At 72.7% G+C, this 18968-nt stretch carries 20 protein-coding genes; 17 read left to right on the top strand and 3 right to left on the bottom strand.

Annotated elements, in window-relative coordinates:
- The first annotated feature begins 29 nt into the window (after window positions 1–29).
- The 16 genes from ACZ5LB_RS11880 (at window position 30) to fabG (ending at window position 15432) form a co-directional block, all read left to right on the top strand.
- Window positions 30–1346: a lipid biosynthesis B12-binding/radical SAM protein gene (locus tag ACZ5LB_RS11880; protein WP_464602435.1), complete on the top strand. Its 1317-nt coding sequence runs from the start codon at window positions 30–32 to the stop codon at window positions 1344–1346.
- Complete coding sequence (locus ACZ5LB_RS11885; protein ID WP_464602436.1) at window positions 1340–2794, top strand: B12-binding domain-containing radical SAM protein; 1455 nt, start codon at window positions 1340–1342, stop codon at window positions 2792–2794. The genes ACZ5LB_RS11880 and ACZ5LB_RS11885 overlap by 7 nt, the downstream gene beginning before the upstream one ends.
- Complete coding sequence (locus ACZ5LB_RS11890) at window positions 2791–3705, top strand: LpxL/LpxP family acyltransferase (protein WP_464602437.1); 915 nt, start codon at window positions 2791–2793, stop codon at window positions 3703–3705. Before ACZ5LB_RS11885 ends, ACZ5LB_RS11890 begins: the two co-directional genes overlap by 4 nt.
- Window positions 3706–3715: 10 nt before the next feature.
- On the top strand, window positions 3716–4885 hold the full coding sequence (locus ACZ5LB_RS11895) for a glycosyltransferase (RefSeq protein ID WP_464602438.1): 1170 nt from the start codon (window positions 3716–3718) through the stop codon (window positions 4883–4885).
- Window positions 4882–6567: a radical SAM protein gene (locus ACZ5LB_RS11900; RefSeq protein WP_464602439.1), complete on the top strand. Its 1686-nt coding sequence runs from the start codon at window positions 4882–4884 to the stop codon at window positions 6565–6567. Before ACZ5LB_RS11895 ends, ACZ5LB_RS11900 begins: the two co-directional genes overlap by 4 nt.
- Before the next feature lie 107 nt (window positions 6568–6674).
- Window positions 6675–6929: an acyl carrier protein gene (locus ACZ5LB_RS11905; protein WP_464602440.1), complete on the top strand. Its 255-nt coding sequence runs from the start codon at window positions 6675–6677 to the stop codon at window positions 6927–6929.
- Window positions 6930–6934: 5 nt separating this feature from the next.
- Window positions 6935–8236 (top strand): AMP-binding protein, encoded by a 1302-nt coding sequence (locus tag ACZ5LB_RS11910; RefSeq protein ID WP_464602441.1) that lies wholly within the window; start codon window positions 6935–6937, stop codon window positions 8234–8236.
- A gap of 68 nt (window positions 8237–8304) precedes the next feature.
- Window positions 8305–8568, top strand: a complete 264-nt coding sequence (locus tag ACZ5LB_RS11915; protein WP_464602442.1) for an acyl carrier protein — start codon at window positions 8305–8307, stop codon at window positions 8566–8568.
- On the top strand, window positions 8565–8918 hold the full coding sequence (locus ACZ5LB_RS11920) for a 3-hydroxyacyl-ACP dehydratase FabZ family protein (protein ID WP_464602443.1): 354 nt from the start codon (window positions 8565–8567) through the stop codon (window positions 8916–8918). Before ACZ5LB_RS11915 ends, ACZ5LB_RS11920 begins: the two co-directional genes overlap by 4 nt.
- On the top strand, window positions 8919–10448 hold the full coding sequence (locus ACZ5LB_RS11925; RefSeq protein WP_464602444.1) for an HAL/PAL/TAL family ammonia-lyase: 1530 nt from the start codon (window positions 8919–8921) through the stop codon (window positions 10446–10448).
- Complete coding sequence (locus tag ACZ5LB_RS11930) at window positions 10445–10876, top strand: acyl-CoA thioesterase (protein ID WP_464602445.1); 432 nt, start codon at window positions 10445–10447, stop codon at window positions 10874–10876. Before ACZ5LB_RS11925 ends, ACZ5LB_RS11930 begins: the two co-directional genes overlap by 4 nt.
- Window positions 10873–11469 (top strand): outer membrane lipoprotein carrier protein LolA, encoded by a 597-nt coding sequence (locus ACZ5LB_RS11935; protein ID WP_464602446.1) that lies wholly within the window; start codon window positions 10873–10875, stop codon window positions 11467–11469. The genes ACZ5LB_RS11930 and ACZ5LB_RS11935 overlap by 4 nt, the downstream gene beginning before the upstream one ends.
- Before the next feature lie 3 nt (window positions 11470–11472).
- Window positions 11473–13737 (top strand): MMPL family transporter, encoded by a 2265-nt coding sequence (locus ACZ5LB_RS11940; RefSeq protein ID WP_464602447.1) that lies wholly within the window; start codon window positions 11473–11475, stop codon window positions 13735–13737.
- Window positions 13734–14273, top strand: a complete 540-nt coding sequence (locus ACZ5LB_RS11945) for a DUF3261 domain-containing protein (protein ID WP_464602448.1) — start codon at window positions 13734–13736, stop codon at window positions 14271–14273. The genes ACZ5LB_RS11940 and ACZ5LB_RS11945 overlap by 4 nt, the downstream gene beginning before the upstream one ends.
- Entirely contained in the window at window positions 14273–14698 is a 426-nt protein-coding gene (locus ACZ5LB_RS11950; protein WP_464602449.1) for an ApeP family dehydratase, read from the top strand. Before ACZ5LB_RS11945 ends, ACZ5LB_RS11950 begins: the two co-directional genes overlap by 1 nt.
- Window positions 14695–15432, top strand: a complete 738-nt coding sequence (gene fabG / locus ACZ5LB_RS11955) for a 3-oxoacyl-ACP reductase FabG (protein WP_464602450.1) — start codon at window positions 14695–14697, stop codon at window positions 15430–15432. Before ACZ5LB_RS11950 ends, fabG begins: the two co-directional genes overlap by 4 nt.
- On the opposite strand, the gene ACZ5LB_RS11960 is transcribed toward fabG, so the two are convergent.
- Genes ACZ5LB_RS11960 through ACZ5LB_RS11970 form a run of 3 tightly spaced genes read right to left on the bottom strand, consistent with a single transcriptional unit; the run spans window position 15413 to window position 17579 of the window.
- Complete coding sequence (locus tag ACZ5LB_RS11960; protein ID WP_464602451.1) at window positions 15413–16183, bottom strand: beta-ketoacyl synthase chain length factor; 771 nt, start codon at window positions 16181–16183, stop codon at window positions 15413–15415. The two genes, fabG and ACZ5LB_RS11960, sit on opposite strands and share 20 nt — an antisense overlap.
- Window positions 16180–17328: a beta-ketoacyl-[acyl-carrier-protein] synthase family protein gene (locus ACZ5LB_RS11965; RefSeq protein WP_464602452.1), complete on the bottom strand. Its 1149-nt coding sequence runs from the start codon at window positions 17326–17328 to the stop codon at window positions 16180–16182. Before ACZ5LB_RS11965 ends, ACZ5LB_RS11960 begins: the two co-directional genes overlap by 4 nt.
- Entirely contained in the window at window positions 17325–17579 is a 255-nt protein-coding gene (locus tag ACZ5LB_RS11970) for a phosphopantetheine-binding protein (protein ID WP_464602453.1), read from the bottom strand. The genes ACZ5LB_RS11965 and ACZ5LB_RS11970 overlap by 4 nt, the downstream gene beginning before the upstream one ends.
- Window positions 17580–17650: 71 nt before the next feature.
- On the opposite strand from ACZ5LB_RS11970, the gene ACZ5LB_RS11975 reads away from it, so the two are divergent.
- A complete protein-coding gene (locus tag ACZ5LB_RS11975) occupies window positions 17651–18916 on the top strand; it encodes a beta-ketoacyl-ACP synthase (RefSeq protein ID WP_464602454.1) in 1266 nt (421 codons plus the stop codon).
- Window positions 18917–18968 lie beyond the last annotated feature (52 nt).

The raw sequence follows: 18968 nt of genomic DNA on the forward strand, positions 1-18968 counted from the left end.
GAATTCTTCTAGTCTCAGCCAATCTGACCTTGGATCCCTATCCCGTCTATCCCCTCGGGATGGCGGTGGTGGCCGGCGCGCTCACCGCGCGGGGCCACGTGGTGGAGCAGTTCGATTTCCTGGCCTCGGGCGCCTCGGAGGCCGCCTTCGCCGCCCGGATCCGCGAGGTCCGGCCGGACTTCCTGGGCATCTCCATGCGCAACCTGGACACCTGCGATTCGCTGGCCAGCTCGGACTACCCGGCGGTGGCGCGGCGCCTGGTGGAAGTGGCCCGGACCTGCACGGCCGCGCCCGTCATCCTGGGGGGGCCGGCCTTCACGATCCTGCCGGAGGCGATCCTCGCCTACACCGGGGCGGACTACGGCATCGCCGGCGAAGGCGAGGGCGCGGCGGCGGACCTGGTGGAGGCCCTGGCCGCGGGCCGGGCCATGCCTCGCATCCTCCGCAACGGCGGCCTCGCCGGGGAGATGGCGTCGCCGCGCTACGACGGGGCCATCGTCGCCTTCTACCAGGGGGCCTCGGGCCTCCTGAACATCCAGACCAAGCGGGGCTGCGCGCACCATTGCGCCTACTGCAACTACCCCTCCCTGGAAGGCGAGGCGTACCGCGTCCGGGACCCGCGCGCGGTGGTGGACGACCTGGAGGAGGCCCACGCCCGCTTCGGCCAGACGGAGTTCTTCATCGCCGACGCGGTGTTCAACGACGACGGCGGCAGGCACATGGAGCTCGTGGACGAGCTGCTGCGCCGCGCCCTTCCCATCCGCTGGTCCTGCTACATGCGTCCCAGCCTCCTCCGCGAGGCCGATCTGCGCCTCATGGCCCGGGCCGGCCTGCGCGCCGCCGAACTGGGAACGGACGCCTGCGCCGACGCGACCCTGCGGGCCCTGGGCAAGGGCTTCACCTTCGACGAAGTGGTGGAGGCCAACGAGGTCTTCGTGTCCTGCCGGGTTCCTTGCGCGCACTTCGTGATGTTCGGGGGTCCCGGGGAGACCGAGGCCACCCTCGCCCAGGGCCTGGCCAACCTGGAGCGCCTGCGCAGCACGGTGGTCTTCGCCTTCACCGGCATCCGCATCTTCCCCCATACCGCCCTGCACAACCTGGCCCTGCGGGAAGGGCGGGTGGGCCCGGACACGGACCTGCGGGAGCCCTTCTACTACCACGCCGCCGGCGTGGACGCCGACGTCCTTTCCGGGCGCATCGAGGCCGCCTTCCGGGGCCGCCGGGACCGGTTCTTCCCGCCCGAGCGGGGCCGCGAACGCATGACGGTCCTGCGGGCCATGGGATTCCGCGGACTGCTCTGGGATTCCCTCATCCGCTACCCTGCCTCGGAGCCGCACCCGTGCTGAACCACCGGAAGATCCTCCTGGTCCACCCCCTTGGATACCGCGCCGGCGCGGCGGGGCAGGACATCTCCCGCATCGCCAACCTCATGCCGCCCCTGGGGCTGGCGAGCCTTGCGGCGTACCTGGACGCCGCCGGCATGGAGACCGCGATCATCGACTGCTTCGCCAACCCGGATTCCGACGGCCTCATCGAAGCGTACCTGCGCTCGGAGCGCCCGGCCTTCCTGGGCTTGAGCTGCACCACCTCGAGTTTCCTGGACGGGGTGCGCATCGCGGAACTGGCCCGGCGCGCCTGCCCCGGCATCATGAGCGTCTTCGGGGGCCCGCACATCTCGGCCCTGAAGGAGCGCCTGCTGCGGGAGTACCCCGCCATGGACTTCGCCGTGGCCGGCGAAGGCGAGGAGACGCTGCGCGAGCTCATGGACGGCGGCTTCGAGACGCCGGCCCAGGTGCGGGGCCTCATCTGGCGGGACGGCCCCGCCGGGGAGGTCCGCTTCAACGGCTACCGCCAGGGGCTCGAACTGGACAGCCTGCCCTTCCCCGCCTACGGCAAGCTCGCGGGCTTCCCGGCCGCGTACAAGCTGCCCATCTTCAACTACCCCACCGTCCCGAACACCAGCTGCATCTCCAGCCGGGGGTGCCCCTACGCGTGCTCCTACTGCGACCGGAGCGTGTTCCAGCGCAGCTTCCGCTCCAATTCCGCGGACTATCTCTACGACCACATGCGCATGCTGCGCCGGACCTTCGGCATCCGGCACATCAACTTCTACGACGACCAGTTCACCCTGGACCGCAAGCGCGTGGAGCAGCTCACGGACCGGCTCCTGGCCGAACCCCTTGGCATGACCTTCAACTGCGCCGTGCGGGCCGAGCACATCGACCCCGACCTGGTGGGCCGCATGAAGCGGGCGGGATGCTGGATGATGAGCCTGGGGATCGAGACCGGGGATCCGGACCTCCTGGCCCGGCACCGCCAGAACCCCGACCTCAACCACCTGGCCGGCAAGATCCGCACCATCAGCGCCGCGGGCATCCGCACCAAGGGGCTGCTCATGATCGGGCTCCCCGGCGAGACCGAAGCCAGCATCCGCCGCAGCATGGACTACGTCTTCTCGCTGCCCGTGGACGACTTCAACCTTGCCAAGTTCACGCCCTTCCCGGGCTCGCCCATCTACGACGGCATCCACGAGCTGGGGGAATTCGACGAGGACTGGGAGAAGATGGACTGCATGAACTTCCAGTTCGTCACGAAGGGCATGACCCGGGAACGCCTGGAGGACCTGTTCCGGGAGTTCTACGAGCGGCATTTCAGGCGGCCCAAGGTGCTCTGGGGCTACGTCACCATGCTCTGGCGCTCCCCGGACAGCTGGCTTCGGTTCCTGGGCGGCCTGGGCAGCTTCCTGCGCTTCACCCGGTCCACCCGGCGCATGATGGGACGGGAGGAGGCGTGACGCCCGGCCGGATCGAATGGCGGATCCAGGGCATCGGCGCACGGTGGCAACTGGGGTTCTTCCACGGGCTGATCCGCCTGGCAGGCCGCCCCATGGCCTATGCCCTGGCCGATCTGGTGAGCCTCCATTACACGCTGACCCGGGCGGCGGTGCGCCGGCGGTGCCGGCCGTACCTCGCCCACCGGTTCCCGGCCCGCACGGGACTCCGGCGCCTGCTGGACACCTTCCGGCTCAGCCGCACCTTCGCGCGGCTCATGGTGGACCAGGCCGCCCAGCGGATCCTGGGCCGGGGCGAGTTCATCACCCACCTGCTGGGACGCGAGGACCTCACCGCCCTCCTCGCCGAGGGCCGGGGGCTGGTGATCGTCACCGCCCACGTGGGCGCCTGGCAGCTGGGCATGGCGAACCTCGCCCACCTGGCCCCGCCCATCTCGGTGCTGGCCCGCTTCGACGCGGGGGACGCGGGATCCCCCTTCCAGGCCTTCGCCGACCGCGACTTCCGGATCATCGATCCGGAATCCTTCCTGGGGGGCGTGCCGGACATGCTGGCCGCCCTGCAACGGGGCGAGGTGCTGTGCCTCATGGGGGACCGGGCCTGGGGCGCCGGCGGCGGCACCGTGTCCGTGGATTTCCTGGGGGGTCCCGTTTCCCTGCCCTTCACCGCCTACAAGCTGGCCTCGGCCACCGGCGCGCCCGTGGCCGTGCTCTTCCCCCACAAGCCCGGCCCCGACCAGTACGAGATGCAGCTGGCCGCCGTCATCCGCGTACCGCCCGGCCTGGGTCGGGCTCCGGAGGCCTACCGCCCCTACGCCGCCGCCTACGCCCAGGCCCTGGAGCGCTTCCTGGAAACCTACCCCTACCACTTCTTCAACTTCTTCGACCTCTGGGCCGGAGAGACCGGGCCCGGGTGAAGCCTACGCCATGCGCTTCCTGATCCTGCCGGGCAGCAACGCCCTGTCCCACCTCGCCAAGGGCCTGGCCCTGCGCGACGTCCTCCTGGCCCGGGGCCACGAGGTGGCCTTCGCCGCCACCCCGGCCCGGTCCCCGTTCCTGGCGCGCCTGGGCGTGCCCCACTACCTGCTGCCCGACCTCCAGGAAGCGGACCAGGGATCGGCCCCGGCCTACGCCTGGTTCCGTCAGCCCGAGCGGTTCATCCGGGTCGTGCGGGCGGAGCGGGCCCTCATGGAGGAGGTCCGGGCCCAGCGCGTGGTGGGGGTCTTCCGGTTCACGGCCACCACCTCCGCGGCGCTGGCGGGCCTCCCCTGCGACACCCTGGCCTGCGGCTGCATGATCCCCGCCTTCCGGGGCGTGCTGGGGTTCCGGGAGGAGGAGCCCGGCGCGGCCGACCAGGGGGCTTTCCTGGACACCTTCTTCCGCGGGACGGCACGCCGCGCGTCCATGGCCCTGCGGGCGCTGGGCCGGCCCGACGTGGCGGACGTGCGCGCCCTGCTGCTCGGCGACCGCACCTTCCTGTGGGACACGCCGGGCTTCCAGCCCCTGGCCGTCCCCGCGGGCGTGGAGCACGTGGGTCCCCTGGCCTGGAACGGGTGGCCCCGCACACCGGGTTCCATCGGGCCCGGGGCCCCCCTGGCCATCCTTTCCATGGGCACCGCCCTGCCCCCGGGCTCGGGCCCCGCGCGGCTTGTGGAACGGCTGCTGGCCCTGGGCTACCGGGTCGCCCTGGCGGGCGGCGGCCACCCGGACCTGGACCGCCCCGACCCGCGCGTCCTGGCCACCCCCTTCGCGCCCATGGACGAATGGCTGCGGCGGGCCGCGCTCCTCATCTGCCACGGGGGCCAGCAGACCCTTTTCGAGGCCCTGGCCCGGGGCGTGCCCGCGGGCGTTTTCCCCTTCCATCCGGAACAGGCCCAGAACGGCCTCTGCCTGGAGCGCCTTGGGGCGGGAGCCCGGCTGATCCCCCCCACCGTCTTCTGGGGATCCAGCGAGGTGTATGCCCGGGCCCTGGAGGCCATGGACGACGCCGAACTGGACGCCCGCATCCTCGCCCTGGGACGCCTGGCGGCCCGGACTCCGGACCCGCACCTTGACCGGGGAGCCGAACGATTGGCGGACCGGATGGTGGAACCATGAGGTTCCTCCTGGTGCATGGGTACACCGGCGGCCCGGGGGACCTGGCGTCCCTGGCCGAAGGCCTGGACGCGGTCTTCGGGCCGGGGCACACGCGGCTGGCGGCCCTCCATCCCCACTGGCGGGGCGGCGCGCCACCGCCCTTCGACCGGGAGGCCTTCCTGGCGATCCTGGAGCGGGAGGCCGCGGGCGAGGGCCCGCTGGTGGTCATCGGGCACTCCACCGGCGGCACCCTGGCCCTCCTGGCCGACCTCGGCCCCTGCCTCCGGATCCTCCTGGGCACCCCGCCCCGGGTGGGGCTGGAACACCTGGCCCGCCTCCAGGCCGCGACCCGGCCCGGAAACGAGACCCCTGGCCTCCTGGACCTCGCCCGGCTGGTGAAGGCCGTGAACGGGGCCGGCGCCCGGGGGCTCCCGCCCGGGACCCTGGTGGTGCACGGCGACGCGGATCCCCTGGTGCCACCCGGGGATCTGGCCTTCTGGGGCCCAGAGGTTCATCCCGTCCGGGTGCCCGGGGGGGGACACCACCTGCCGGCGGGGCCGGTCCTGGCGGCGATCCTCGAAGCCCTGCCGCCCGCCCTCACCGGCCTGGAACAGGCGAGGCTCCGCCTCCTGGAGCCCCAGGTGGCCCGCCATGCCGACCGGGTGCCCGGGGGCTGGCAGGTCCTGGGCCGCAGCCCTTCGGCGTGGCGGGCCCTGCGCCCCGGCCTGGGGCTCCCCCCCGGGCTGGGCCCCCTGGCGCCGCCCCCCGTGCTGGCCAACGTGGAGGTCACCACCCGGTGCCCCCATGCCTGCCCCTCCTGCGCCCGGGCCGCCGGCGCCCCCCACCGGGGCGATCTGGACCGGTTCCAGGAACTTCTGGACCGCCTGCCCCACGCCTCCCGCCTGACCCTGGTGGGCCTGGGGGAGCCCACCCTCCACCCGCGCCTGGCGGAGCTGGTGGCCCTGGCCGCCGGGGAGGGCCGCAGCGTGGGCCTGGTGACCAGCGGCGCGGCCCTGACCCCGGACCTGGCCCGGAGCCTCGTCCAGGCCGGACTCGGGGCCGCCACCTTCAGCCTGGACGCGGGGGAGGCCGGCCTGGCGGGGCGCCTTCGCCCGGGGGTGCCCTTCGCCCGGACCCTGGCCCACCTCACCGAGGCCGCCCGCATCTTCGGCGACGAGGTTCCCCGTTCGGTGTTCACCGCCGTCGGCACCGCCAACGCCCGGCACCTGGCCCCGGTGGCGGACCTGGCCCTGGCGCTGGGAGCCCGGGCCTGGATGCTCTCGGACCTTAACTTCACGGCCAACCGCGACCGGTCCCTGGCCGGGGCGGCCACGGAGGCGGATCGGACGGCCATCCGCGAAGCCGTGGGCGGCGCCATGGCCGCCGGGTTGCCGGTGCTCCAGGTCCGGGGCCTGGAGGAGCTGGGGAAGCCCTTCCGCCTGCGGGACCTGCTCCTTCGACCGGTCGACGCCCTTTGGACCCGGAGCCCCGGCCACGCCCACTGCCTATCCCCCTGGCAAACCCTCGCCGTGGGCGCCGACGGCACCGTCACCGCCTGCGATTGCCAGCCCGACGAGGAGGTGGGCAATCTCTTCGGGACCCCCTTCCAGGCCGTGTGGAACGGACCCGGGATGGTCCGGCTGCGCCGGGAGCTGCTCGCCGGGACCCCGCGGGCCGCATGCCGCCACTGCCCGCGGCTCTGAGAGGTGAGGTATACTGGGGGCTCTTCTGCCCGGAGGACATGACGCCTTCAGGACCGCGAATCAGCGACCGCGACCCGCCGGGCATCCATTCCACCGCCGGAGCCCCCATGCCCCCCAAGACCCAGGACGAGATTCTCCAGTGGGTCCGCTCCGCGCTCAAGGCCAACTTCCAGCTCGACCCCCGTTCCGTGCGCATGGATTCGAACCTTTTCACGGACCTGGGCCTGGACAGCATTGACGAAGTCGAATTGGCCCATCACATGCAGGAATATACCGGGCGCCGGCTGGCGCCCGAGGAGTTCCGGGTGCTCTGCACGGTGGAGGACGTGGTGGTCTCCGTGCAGAAGATGCTGGAAGCCTGAGCGCCATGGGGCGCCTCGCCAGCCTTTTCACCGGGGACCGGGCGCAGGGCTCGGTGGTGGCCCTCGCCGGCCAGGGTGAGCGCACCTTCGGGGAGCTGGCCCGGACCGCCGCCGCGGTGGCCCGGATGGTGCCGACGGGGGGCCGCTGGCTGCTGGCCTGCGAGGACCCCTTCGCCTTCGCCACGGGCTTCCTGGGCCTGGTACTGGCCGGCTGCACGCCGGTGCTGCCCCCCAACCTGCTGCCCGGGACCCTGGCGGCCCTGGAGGCCGACGGCGTCCTCCGAGACGCGGACCTGGCCGCACTCCCGGACGCCCCGCCCCCGGCCCGCGCCCTGGAGGATGTGCCCGTGGAATTCTGGACCTCGGGCAGCACGGGCGCGCCCAAGCAAGTGCTGCGCCGCTTCCAGGACCTGGACCGGGAGGTGGACGTCCTGGAGGGGCTCTTCGGGCCGCTGCCCGCCATGGTGGTGGCCACGGTGCCCCACCTGCACATCTACGGATGCCTGTTCCGGGTGTTCTGGCCCCTGGCCACCGGGACGCCGTTCCAGACGGAGACCTGCGGCGACCCGGCCCGGTTCCTGGCCGAAATGGCCCGGCGGCCGGTGCTGGTGAGCAGCCCCGCCCATCTGGCCCGCCTGCCGCGGCTCCTGGACCTCGGGGGCCTGGCCCTGCCGGCGGTGTTCTCCTCCGGCGGCGCCCTGGACCGGGGGGATGCCCTGGCCTGGCGGGCCGCGGCCCCGGGCGGGGTGGTGGAGGTGTACGGCAGCACCGAGAGCGGCGGCATCGCCTGGCGGAACCCCGGCCCCGATCCCGCCTCCGCGCGGTGGACCCCCTTCCCCGACATGGCCCTGGCCGCCGCACCCGACGGCGCCCTGCTCCTGCGTTCTCCCCGGGTGGGAGGGGGGCTGCGCATGGAGGACGCGGTGGCCCTGGAAGCCGACGGCACGTTCTCGCTGCTGGGGCGCCTGGATCGCGTCGTGAAGATCGAGGAGAAGCGGGTCTCCCTGCCCCAGGTGGAGGCCGCGCTCAAGGCCCATCCGCTGGTGCGGGACGCCGCGGTGGCGGTGCTGGAGGAAAGGCGCCGGATGCTGGGGGCGGCGGTGGTGCTGGAGGGCCGCGAGGACCTGGAGGACCCGGCCGTGCGCCGCGCCCTGGGGGAGCGCCTGGGAGCCCACCTGGCCCAGTCTCTGGAAGGACCGGCCCTTCCCCGGCGGTGGCGCTTCGTCGCCGAACTGCCCCGGGACGCCCGCGGAAAGCTCCGGGCCGAGGACCTGGCCGCGCTCTTCGCACGCGCGGGGAAAGCCTGAAATATGATGACATCTGCACTAACATGGGGTTCCATCCCCGCCAGCGAAGCCCACCGGAGACGCCACCCATGACCACCGTCAATCCCACCCGGGACGAGATCCTCACGCAGCTGAGGAACATCCTCGCCCAATCCTTCGACCTGGCGCCGGAGCGCATTACCCTGGAAGCGCATCTCTTCACCGACCTGGACCTGGACAGCATCGACGCCGTGGAGCTGGCCATCCAGCTGCAGGAGATCACCGGGCGCCGGGTGAAGGCCGAGGAGTTCAAGCACGTGCGCACCGTCGCGGACGTGGTGGAGGCGGTCCACCAGATGCTGCAGGCCCGATGAGGTTCCCCGCGAGCGCCCGGGCCACTTCAGCCGGGCCTGACGGGGGCACCACCTTCGCCCTGGACCTGGACCCCGGGCTCCTGGGCTTCCAGGGGCATTTCCCGGGCAACCCCATCCTCCCCGGCGTCGTGCAGGTGGACTGGGCCATCCATTTCGGCCTGGAGGCCTTCGGCGCCCTGGGTCCGTTCCAGGGGGTCGAGCACCTGAAGTTCATGGAGGTCATCCGGCCCGGGGAGGACCTCACCCTCACCCTCGCCCTGGACGCCGCGCGCGAGAACCTCAAGTTCAGCTACCAGGGTGGCGGCGTCCGCAAGGCGTCCGGCATCCTCCGCTTCCGGGGGGACGCCTAGATGGACGCCGTCACCGTGGGCCTCGGGCCCCTTGCCATCGAAGACGTGGTGGACGTGGCCGCCGGATCGCGGTCCCTGGCCCTGGCCCGGGATCCGGCCTTCCGCGCGCGGATCCAGGCCGGCGCGGCCACCCTGGCAGCCCTGTTGGCGGACGGCACCGAGGTGTACGGCGTCACCACCGGCTACGGGGACTCCTGCACCACCACCGTGCCGCCCGCCCTGGTGCCGGAACTGCCCACCCACCTCACGCGGTACCACGGCTGCGGCCTGGGGCGGATCCTCGACGAGGACGAGACCCTGGCCGTCCTGGTGGCCCGCATCAATTCCCTGGCCCAGGGCTATTCGGGGGTCCGCTGGGAGCTCCTGGAAGCCCTGGAGGGCCTCGTGGCGCACCGGGTGCTGCCCCGGATCCCCGCCGAGGGCTCCGTGGGCGCCAGCGGCGACCTGACGCCGCTCTCCTACGTGGCGGCCACCCTCATCGGCGAGCGCGACGCCACCTTCCGCGGGCAGGTGCGGCCCGCCGTGGAGGCCCTGGCCGAGGCCGGCCTGGCCCCCCTGCGCCTGGCCCCCAAGGAGGGCCTGGCCCTCATGAACGGCACCGCGGTCATGACCGGGCTTTCCTGCCTCGCCTTCCGCCGGGCCTCGTACCTGGAGCGCCTGGGCTGCCGGCTCACGTCCCTGGCGGTGGCGGCCCTGCGGGGCAACCGGGACCACTTCCACCCCCGGCTCTTCCAGGTCAAGCCCCACGCGGGGCCCCAGGCCGCCGCGGGCCGCATCCACGCGGACCTGGGCGGGCCCGCCCCGGACCCGGCGGTGCGCCTCCAGGACCGCTACTCCATCCGCTGCGCGCCCCACGTCATCGGCGTCCTGGGCGACGCCCTGTCCTGGGTGCGCCGGGACGTGGAGAACGAACTGAACAGCGCCAACGACAACCCGCTCCTGGACCCCGACGACGGGCTCCTGCTCCACGGCGGCCATTTCTACGGCGGGCACATCGCCTTCGCCATGGACGGCCTCAAGGCCGCCGTGGCCAACCTGTCCGACCTCATGGACCGCCAGCTGGCGCTTCTCGTGGACGCGCGCTACAACAACGGCCTGCCCCAGAACCTCTCGGGGTCCCGGGGCCCCCGGGCCGCCATCAACCACGGCCTCAAGGCGGTGCAGATCGGCGCGAGCGCCTGGACCGCCGAGGCCCTCAAGCTCACGATGCCCGCCTCCGTCTTCTCCCGGTCCACGGAGTGCCACAACCAGGACAAGGTCAGCATGGGCACCATCTCGGCCAGGGACTGCCTGCGGGTGCTCGAACTCACCGAACAGGTGGCCGCCGCCCTGGTGCTGGCCGTGCTCCAGGGCCTGCGCCTACGGGAGCGCCAGGGCGAACCCGCCCTGGACAGGCTCGCCCCCGAAGCCCGGGAGTTCCTCGAGTCCTTCGCCTGGCTCCCATTCCTGGACGAGGACGTCGCCCTGGACGGAACCCTCCTCTCCCTCGTCGCGTCCATCCGGAACCAAGCCTGGAGCCTGTACCCATGAAACCCATCCTCACCGGCGAGACCGTCATCGAGGTGCCCTTCCACGACGTGGACGCCATGGGCGTCGCGTGGCACGGTCACTACGTCAAGTACCTGGAGATCGCCCGCACCGCGATGATGCGCCAGGTGGGCCTGGACTGGCAGCAGATGAAGGACTGGGGCGTCATCTGGCCCGTGGTCACCTGCAACCTGAAGTACATCCGCCCCCTGAAGTACGGCCAGAGCGTGCGGGTCCAGTGCAGCCTCCTGGAATACCAGCAGCGCATCCGCATCACCTACCTGCTCTCCGACGCCCTCACCGGCGAGCGCGTGAACAAGGCCGAGACCATCCAGCTGGCGGTGGATTCGACCACGGGCGAGCTGCTGTTCGAATGCCCCCGGGTGCTCACGGAGGCGCTGGAAGGGGCCGTGGAAGGGACCCGGCCGTGAGGCGCGCGGCCTTCCTCCTCCTGGCCCCCGCCCTGTGCGCCCAGACGGTGCCCGAGGCGCTCACGGCCCACCTGAAGGCCACCGCGACCCTGCACGCGGACTTCACCCAGACCCGCAGGCTCGCCGCGCTCTCGCGCCCCTTGAAGTCCTCGGGCAGCCTCGTGGTCTCCCGGGAGCTGGGCGTGCTCTGGCGCATGGCCAAGCCCCTGCCCCTGACCGTGGCCGCCGGGCCCAAGGGCGTCCTGGAAGTGGACGGCGCCGGCCGCAGGACGCTCCGCACCGCCAAGGACACGCCCATGGTGGCCCGCATGGGCGAGATCATGAAGTCGCTCCTGGAAGGGCGCTGGAGCGCCCTGGACGGCCTTTTCACCGTCAAGGGGGAGTCCGGGAAGGACGGCTCCTGGACCATCTTCCTCACCCCCGCGCCCCAGACCGCGGCCTTCGTGAAGGCCGTGCGCATCCGGGGGGCCGCCTTCATCGAGACCATCCACGTGGATGAGCCCTCGGGAGATTCCATGGACCTGACCTTCCTCAATTTCCGCCCCGAGGCCCCCCTGACGGCCGAGGAACGGCGCCTCCTGGCCTTCGAGTAGCCGGTGCGGGCCCGCGGCTGGATCTGGACGGCGCTGCTCCTGGCCCTGGCGGCCTTCGCGGGCCTGCGGCTGGCCTCGGGCCGGGCCATGGAGACCGACCTCCTGGCCATGCTCCCCGAGACCGAGAAGAACCCCGTGGCCGAGCAGGCCATCCGGACGCTCACCGCCACCACCCAGGAGCGCATCGTCCTCCTGGTGCGCGGCACGGACCCCGCCGACAGCAAGGCCGCGGCCCTGGCCCTGGCCCGGGACCTGGAGGCGGCCCAGGTGTTCGAGAACGTGTCCTGCGAATTGCCCCCGGTGGATCCCGGCGAGCTGGTGCGCTTCTACGCCCCGTTCCGGTTCCGCCTGGCGGCCCCGGATCCGCCCTCCGGGGACCTGGCCCCCGCCATCCAGGCGCGCCTGGCGTCCCCCATCTTCTCGGGCCTTCCGGCCCACGTGGATCCCCTGGGGGCCTTCGGCGGCTTCCTGTCGGGCCTGCCCTTCCAGTCCACGGGCCTCGAACTGCGGGACGGGCTCCTGGCGGTCCAGGCCGACGACGGCCTCCACGTGATGGTCACCGCGGCCCTGCGGGGGTCAGCCTTCGACCCGGCGGTCCAGGCCCGGAGCCTGCGCGCCGTGGACGCCGCCACCGGACGCATGGCGCGCCCGGGGCGCCAGGTCCTTCGCACCGGCGTGATGTTCTACGCCGCAGACGCGCGGCTCAGCGCCGAGCGGGAGATGAACCTCATCAGCCTCCTGTCCACCCTGGGCATCGTCGGCATGTTCGTGCTGACCTTCCGCTCCCTGCGCCATCTGCTCCTGGGCCTGGCCTGCGTGGCCGCGGGGCTCGCCTCGGCCGCCGCGGTCTGCCTCCTGGTCTTCGGGAAGCTCTACCTCCTCACGCTTGTGGTCGGGTGCACCGTCATGGGCGTGGCGGTGGACTACGCGTTCCTGTACTTCGCCAGCCACCTGGGCGCGGGGGAGGCCTGGACGCCTGTGCCGGCCCTGCGCCGCATCCTTCCCGCCCTGTTCCTGGGGCTCATCACCAGCCTGCTCGGGTACGCGGCGCTCCTGGCCGCGCCCTTCCCCGGCCTGCGCCAGATCGCCCTGTTCTCCATGGTGGCCCTGGTGGGCTCCTTCCTCACGGTGCTTCTCGTCCTGCCCTCCTGGCTCGCGGCGCCCCTGCCGCCCCGCCCCGCCCTGGGCGCCGCCCTGGCCCGCATCCTGCGGCGCATCCAGGGCTGGTCCGGGCACCGCCGGACGCCCCTGGTCGCGGCCGCGGTCCTGGTGGTGCTGGGCGGAGCCGCGGCCCTGGGCCGGGTGGACGACGACGTGCGCGGCCTCATCGTCCCCTCCCAGGCCCTGCGCCGGGACGAGGCCCGCATCCAGGAGCTGCTCAGGATCTCCACCGCCGGGGCGTTCTTCCTGGTGGAAGGCGCCGACGAAGGCCAGGTGTTGGCGCGGGAGGAGGCCCTGCGCGCGCGGATGCCCATTCCCGGCGTGGCGGGCCTCATGGCCGTTTCCGCCTTCGTGCCTTCCCCGGCGCGCCAGGAGGCGACCCTAGCCCGGAACCGGGAGGGGCAGCCGGCCCTGGCCAAGGGCATGCTGGACGCGGGCTTCCGCCCCGGGGCCGTCGCCACGGCCCAGGCGGACCTCGCCACGGGGCCCCTGACCGTGGGGGCCTTCCTGGGCACGCCCTTCTCCATTCCCCTGCGGCCGTTCTGGCTGGGACCCACCAGCCGGGGCTTCGCCTCGGTGGTCCTCCCCACGGGCGCCCCCGACGCCCCCGCCCTGGCGCGGGCCGCCGAGGGCCTGCCGGGCGTGACCCTGGTGGACAAGGCCGCCAGCGTCACCCGCCTCCTGGCCCACTACCGCCGGGTGGCCACCTGGGCCCTGGGCGGCGCGGTCCTGCTGGTGGGCCTCCTCCTGGGCGTGCGGTACGGCGCGGCCGCGACCTCGCGGCTCCTGGCGCCGGCCATCCTGGGGATGCTGGCCGCCCTGGCCGCGGGCGCCGCCCTGGGCTACCCCGTGACCCTTTTCACGGTCATGGCGCTCATCCTGAGCCTGGGCCTGGGGGTGGACTACACCGTCTTCCTGCGCGAGCGCGACGCCGCGGGGACCTCCGCCCTCCTCGGCGTGATGCTCGCCAGCGGCAGCACCCTGATCTCCTTCGGCCTCCTGGCCCTGAGCCACACCCCGAGCCTGCGCGCCTTCGGCATCACCCTGGCCGCGGCGGTGCTGGCGGCCACCCTCACGTCCTTCCTGGCCCTGGGGGAGCGCGCATGAGGCACGGCACGCCCCCGATCCTCGTCCTGGCCCTGGCGCTCCTGACGGGATGCGCCTTCCGGCGCACCCTGCCCTACACCCTCCAGCCCGCGGCCACCGGGCCCGCGTACTTCGCGAACCAGGAAGTCGTGTTCATGCGCCCCGGCGCCCAACCCGAGCGGCTCCTGACCACCGTGGAGAACGACGGCCGGCGCCTGTCCATCGTGGCCTCCTCCCCCATGGGCCAGACGCTCTTCGTCCTCAAGGTGGAAGCGGGCCCGGCGGTCCTGGACGCCCGGGTGCCCCTGCCGGACGCCTTCGACCCCAACCTCCTTCCCGCCCTCATCCAGCTCAGCGACTGGCCCCTGGACGAGGCACGCAAGGGCCTGGCCCCGGGCATGGAGTTGCGGGAGGCCGGAACCCTGCGCACCCTCCTGCGCAAGGGCAGGCCCCTCCTCACCCTGGACCGCCAGGGCTCCGCGCCGCCCTTCCGCGCCATCGTCCTGCGGGTGCCCCCCCTGGACCTGGAAGCCACCATCACCACCCTGGACGACTGATGATGCGACCCGCCGAGGATCTCCTGGTCCACCGCCCCCCCATGCTCCTCCTGGACGCCGTGCTGGACCACCGGCACGACGGCATCCTGGCCCGCACCCGGGTGGACGCCGGCGCCTGGTACGCCGACGCGGACGGCGCCATGCCCGCGTGGTTCGGCCTGGAACTCATGGCCCAGGCCATCGCGGCCTACGCCGGGCTCGAGAAGCGGGCCCAGGGCGGGAAGCCCCGCGTGGGCTACCTCCTGGGAACCCGGGCCTACGCCTGCACCCTTCCCGCGTTTCCCGCGGGCAGCGAACTGGAGGTCCAGGCCCGGCTGAAGTACCTGGACGACTCCGGCCTGTCGGCCTTCGCGTGCGGCATCACGCTGGAGGGGAAGGAGGTCGCCACGGCCATCCTGAAGACCTTCGAAGGGGAGCGACCGTGACCCAGACTCCACTCCAGCGCGTGCTCGTCACCGGCGCCAGCGGCCGCATCGGCCGGGCCATCGCCCTGCGCCTGGCCCGGGACGGCTTCCACGTCACCGCCCACGCCCGCAGCCGCGGCGCCGAGGCCGAGGCCCTCGCCGCCGAGATCATCCAGGCCGGAGGCTCGGCGGACGTGGCCGTCTTCGACGTCACCGACCGCGAGACCTCGCGCACCGTCCTGGAGGCCCTGGTGGAGGCCCACGGGGCCTACTACGGCATCGTCTGCAATGCCGGGATCACCCGGGACAACGCCTTCCCGGCCCTGTCGGAGGAGGACTGGGACCTGGTGCTGCGCACCAGCCTGGACGGGTTCTTCAACGTGGTGCATCCCCTGACCATGCCCATGATCCGGCTGCGCAAGGGGGGCCGCATCGTCTGCATCGCCTCGGTGTCGGGCGTCATCGGCAACCGCGGGCAGGTGAACTACAGCGCCGCCAAGGCCGGGCTCATCGGCGCCGCCAAGGCCCTGGCCGTGGAACTGGCCGGCAGGGCCATCACCGTCAACTGCATCGCGCCGGGCCTCATCGATTCCGAGATGCTCGCGGGGGTGGAGATGGAGTTCGCCATGGCGGCGGTGCCCATGAAGCGCGTGGGCCGGCCCGAGGACGTGGCGGACCTGGCGGGCTTCCTCTTCTCGCCCTCGGCGGGCTACATCACCCGTCAGGTCATCGGCGTCAACGGCGGGATGATCTGATCCGCGCCGCCGCGGCGGCCAGGGAGAAGGCCTCCGCGCCGGGCTGGGCGCCCCAGGGCCAGGGCCGGGCCGCGGCCTGGGCCTCCTCCAGGGTGCAGCAGCCGGGGCCGTCCTCCTCCCGGGCCGAGAGCAGCAGGAAGGCGGCGCCTTCCCCGGCCACGGGGCCCGGCGCGTTCCGGGCCCAGAGGTAGCCCATGAGTTCGGAGAATTCGTCCACCGCGCCCACCAGCACGCGCCGGGCGCGGCCTTCGGCCAGCAGGAGCCGCGCGGCCGCGAGCGCCGAGGGCACCATGCCCTCGAACAGGCTGAGGGTGAGGCAGGGCCCGGTGATCCCCATGAAGATGCCGATGTGGGCCGCGGGGGTATTGTGCAGGGAGCCCGCGAAGTGGATGGGGGAGGTGCACGCGTCCCCGTCCTGGATCATGGAGTCGATGAGGCTGAAGGTGGTGGCGGTGGGGCCGAAGCCGCTGGCCACCACCAGGCCCAGGCCCTCCGTGCCGGCCCCGGCGTCCTCCAGGGCGAGGTACGCGCCCAGGAGCGCCATGCGGGAGAAGTGGTCCACCCTTCGAAGGGCGCGCCGCGGCACGAAGCGGTCCAGGGGTTCGGTGCCGGCCAGGTAGGCCGGGATCCCGCGGGTGCCGTCCCCCCAGGGGATGTCGAGGGTTCCGGGCGCGCCCGGGGCCTGGTCCAGGCGCCCGGCGCCGCAGCCGAAGCCGCCCACCGCGCCGATGCCCTGCACCGTGACCTTCACCGGGGGCCTCCGAAGGCCAGGACCGCGTTGTTGCCGCCGAAGGCCAGGGACGTGGACAGCGCCACCCCGCCCCGGAAGGCCGTGGCCTCGCGCACCGGTCCGGCGCCGCCCAGGGCGGGATCGGCGTTCCGGAAGCCCGCGCTGGCCGGGATGCGGCCCCGCTCCAGGCAGGCCACGGTGAAGGCGGCCTCGATGGCGCCGGCGGCGCCCAGGGTGTGTCCCGTGCGGCCCTTGGTCGAAAGGAACGGGACACCGGGAAGGACGTCCGGGAGCACGAGGGCCTCCACCCGGTCGTTGTCGGGCGTGGCCGTTCCGTGCGCGTTGACGAAGGCCACCTCGGCGGGCGCGAGGCCCGTCAGGGCCTCGGCCAGGGCCCTGCGCAGGCCGGCTCCGTCCGGGCTCGGGGCGGTGGGGTGGTAGGCGTCGCAGGACGATCCGTAGCCCAGCACGAAGGAGCGGGCCCGGCGCGGCGTGCCAGGGGCCTCCAGGACCAGCAGGGCAGCCCCCTCCCCCAGGTTCAGGCCCTGGCGGTCACGGTCGAAGGGGCGGCAGGCTTCCGGGGAGGTGATCTTCAGGGAGATGAACCCGTTGAAGGTGATGCGGCTGAGTTCGTCCGCGCCCCCCGCCAGCACGATGTCGCAGAGCCCCGCCCGGATCCAGGAGGCCCCCAGCCCCACGGCGTCCGTGCCCGAGGAGCACGCGTTCACCACCGTCTGGCAGGGTCCGGAAAGGCCCAGTTCCTGCGCCAGCGCCTGGGCGGGGTTGCTGCGGAAGATGCGCTCCATGGGCGAGAGGTCCGGATGTCCCCCGGCGCGGTAGGCCCGGCAGAAGGCCTCGTCGTTCAGGGCGCACCCCACGGTGGTGCCGATGATCACGCCCGTGCGGGCCCGGGGCAGGTCCTCCGGCGCCAGTCCCGCGTCCGCGAGGGCTTCCCGCGCGGCGTGGAGCAGCAGGCCGCTGGTGCGCAGCCGCAGCGGATCGCATTCGAAGTCCGGCACCTCGAAGACGGGGTAGGAAACGGCATGGTCGCTGGCGAACCGCGTGGCCGGGGCCGGGCCGGGGCCTCCCTCGAAAAGGGTCCCCATGCACGCGGAAAGGCTCTTGCCGGCCGCGCAGATGCATCCCAGGCCGGTGACCGGGATCATGCGTTGAGGCGCCCGTCGATGAAGCCCGCCAGGGCGTTGATGGACTGGAAGGCGGGCTTGCTCTCTTCCATGTTCTTGAGTTCGATGCCGAAATGCTTCTTGAGGAGCATGACGATCTCCACGGCGTCCAGGGAATCCAGGCCCAGGCCTTCCCGGAACAGGGGCGCGTCGTCCTGGATGTCCTCGGGACGCATCCCTTCCAGATTCAACTCCTCGATCATGACTTTCTTGAGCTGTTCCTTGATTTCCATCGCACGTTCCCATGGGCGGGGGGTTTCCCTGCGTCCCGCATCCCAGGCTATCATCGAACTCCCGAACGGCCATGGCCTGGAACCAGGCTGGCTCATGGAGGCATGGCTTGGAACGACGCGTGGTAGTCACAGGAATGGGAGCCGTCACCGCCCTGGGCGACGATTGGGGCACGGTGGAGCCGCGCCTTCGCGAAGGCCGCAGCGCGGTGATCGCCATGCCGGAGTGGGACGCCTACCCCAGCCTCCAGACCCGCCTCGGCGCCCCCATCCCGCACTTCGCCGCCCCGGCCCGCTACCCCCGCAAGCTGACCCGTTCCATGGGCCGGGTGGCCCTCCTTGGGGTGCGGGCCACGGAACTGGCCATGGAGGACGCGGGCCTGACCGGGGACCCCTTCGTCACCGGCGGCCGCATGGGGGTGGCCTACGGCTCCTCCTCGGGCAGCCTCGAGCCGATCCTTTCGCTGGGCTCGGCCCTGTCGGCCGAAGGTTCCTCGAGCATCAGCGCCACCGGCTACATCCAGTTCATGAGCCACACCGCCGCGGTGAACATCGGTCTCTTCTTCGGCTTCACGGGGCGGGTGATCCCCACGAGCAGCGCCTGCACCTCCTCGACCCAGGGACTGGGCTACGCGTACGAGTCCATCAAGTACGGCATGCAGGACGCCATGGTCGCCGGCGGCTCCGACGAGCTCACCTTCTGCAGCGCGGCGGTCTTCGACACGCTGTTCGCCACCAGCCTCCGCAACGGCGAGCCCCACCTCACGCCCCGGCCCTTCGACCGGAACCGGGACGGGCTGGTGCTCGGCGAAGGCGCCTGCACCTTCGTGCTGGAGGAACGGGAGCGGGCCCTGGCCCGGGGCGCCCGCATCCACGCCGAGATCCTGGGCTTCGGCACCAACTCCGACGGCGCGCACATCACCCAGCCCCAGATGCCCACCATGGCCGCCACCATGGCCACGGCCCTGCGGGACGCCGGCCTCGACCCGGAGGCCGTGGACTGGGTGAACGCCCACGGGACGGCCACGGAGCACGGCGACATCGCCGAGAGCCGGGCCACCTGGGAGACCTTCCGCCGCGCCGTGCCCATCACCTCCTTCAAGAGCTACCTGGGCCACACCCTGGGCGCCTGCGGGGCCATCGAGGCCTGGCTGGGCATCCACATGACCCGCTCGGGATGGGTTGCGCCCACCCTCAACCTGGTGGACGTCGACGAGCGCTGCGGTCCCCTGGACTACCTCCAGGGCGAAGGCCGGGTCCCCCGCGGGCCCATCTTCATGAACAACAATTTCGCCTTCGGCGGAATCAACACCAGCCTCATCTTCCGCTGCGAGCCATAGACAAAACCCCCATGGCCGGGAAAGTGCATTAATATTTTACTACCCATCTCTG

The organism is Mesoterricola sp. MK458 (genome assembly GCF_055384935.1).

What these genes read in the sequence shown, in the direction of transcription:
- ACZ5LB_RS11895 (WP_464602438.1), top strand. Translation starts at nt 3,716, where the DNA reads ATGCGCTTCCTGATCCTGCCGGGCAGCAACGCCCTGTCCCACCTCGCC.
- ACZ5LB_RS11900 (WP_464602439.1), top strand. Translation starts at nt 4,882, where the DNA reads ATGAGGTTCCTCCTGGTGCATGGGTACACCGGCGGCCCGGGGGACCTG.
- ACZ5LB_RS11905 (WP_464602440.1), top strand. Translation starts at nt 6,675, where the DNA reads ATGCCCCCCAAGACCCAGGACGAGATTCTCCAGTGGGTCCGCTCCGCG.
- ACZ5LB_RS11910 (WP_464602441.1), top strand. Translation starts at nt 6,935, where the DNA reads ATGGGGCGCCTCGCCAGCCTTTTCACCGGGGACCGGGCGCAGGGCTCG.
- ACZ5LB_RS11915 (WP_464602442.1), top strand. Translation starts at nt 8,305, where the DNA reads ATGACCACCGTCAATCCCACCCGGGACGAGATCCTCACGCAGCTGAGG.
- ACZ5LB_RS11920 (WP_464602443.1), top strand. Translation starts at nt 8,565, where the DNA reads ATGAGGTTCCCCGCGAGCGCCCGGGCCACTTCAGCCGGGCCTGACGGG.
- ACZ5LB_RS11925 (WP_464602444.1), top strand. Translation starts at nt 8,919, where the DNA reads ATGGACGCCGTCACCGTGGGCCTCGGGCCCCTTGCCATCGAAGACGTG.
- ACZ5LB_RS11930 (WP_464602445.1), top strand. Translation starts at nt 10,445, where the DNA reads ATGAAACCCATCCTCACCGGCGAGACCGTCATCGAGGTGCCCTTCCAC.
- ACZ5LB_RS11945 (WP_464602448.1), top strand. Translation starts at nt 13,734, where the DNA reads ATGAGGCACGGCACGCCCCCGATCCTCGTCCTGGCCCTGGCGCTCCTG.
- ACZ5LB_RS11950 (WP_464602449.1), top strand. Translation starts at nt 14,273, where the DNA reads ATGATGCGACCCGCCGAGGATCTCCTGGTCCACCGCCCCCCCATGCTC.
- ACZ5LB_RS11965 (WP_464602452.1), bottom strand. Translation starts at nt 17,328, where the DNA reads ATGATCCCGGTCACCGGCCTGGGATGCATCTGCGCGGCCGGCAAGAGC.
- ACZ5LB_RS11970 (WP_464602453.1), bottom strand. Translation starts at nt 17,579, where the DNA reads ATGGAAATCAAGGAACAGCTCAAGAAAGTCATGATCGAGGAGTTGAAT.
- ACZ5LB_RS11975 (WP_464602454.1), top strand. Translation starts at nt 17,651, where the DNA reads ATGGCCTGGAACCAGGCTGGCTCATGGAGGCATGGCTTGGAACGACGC.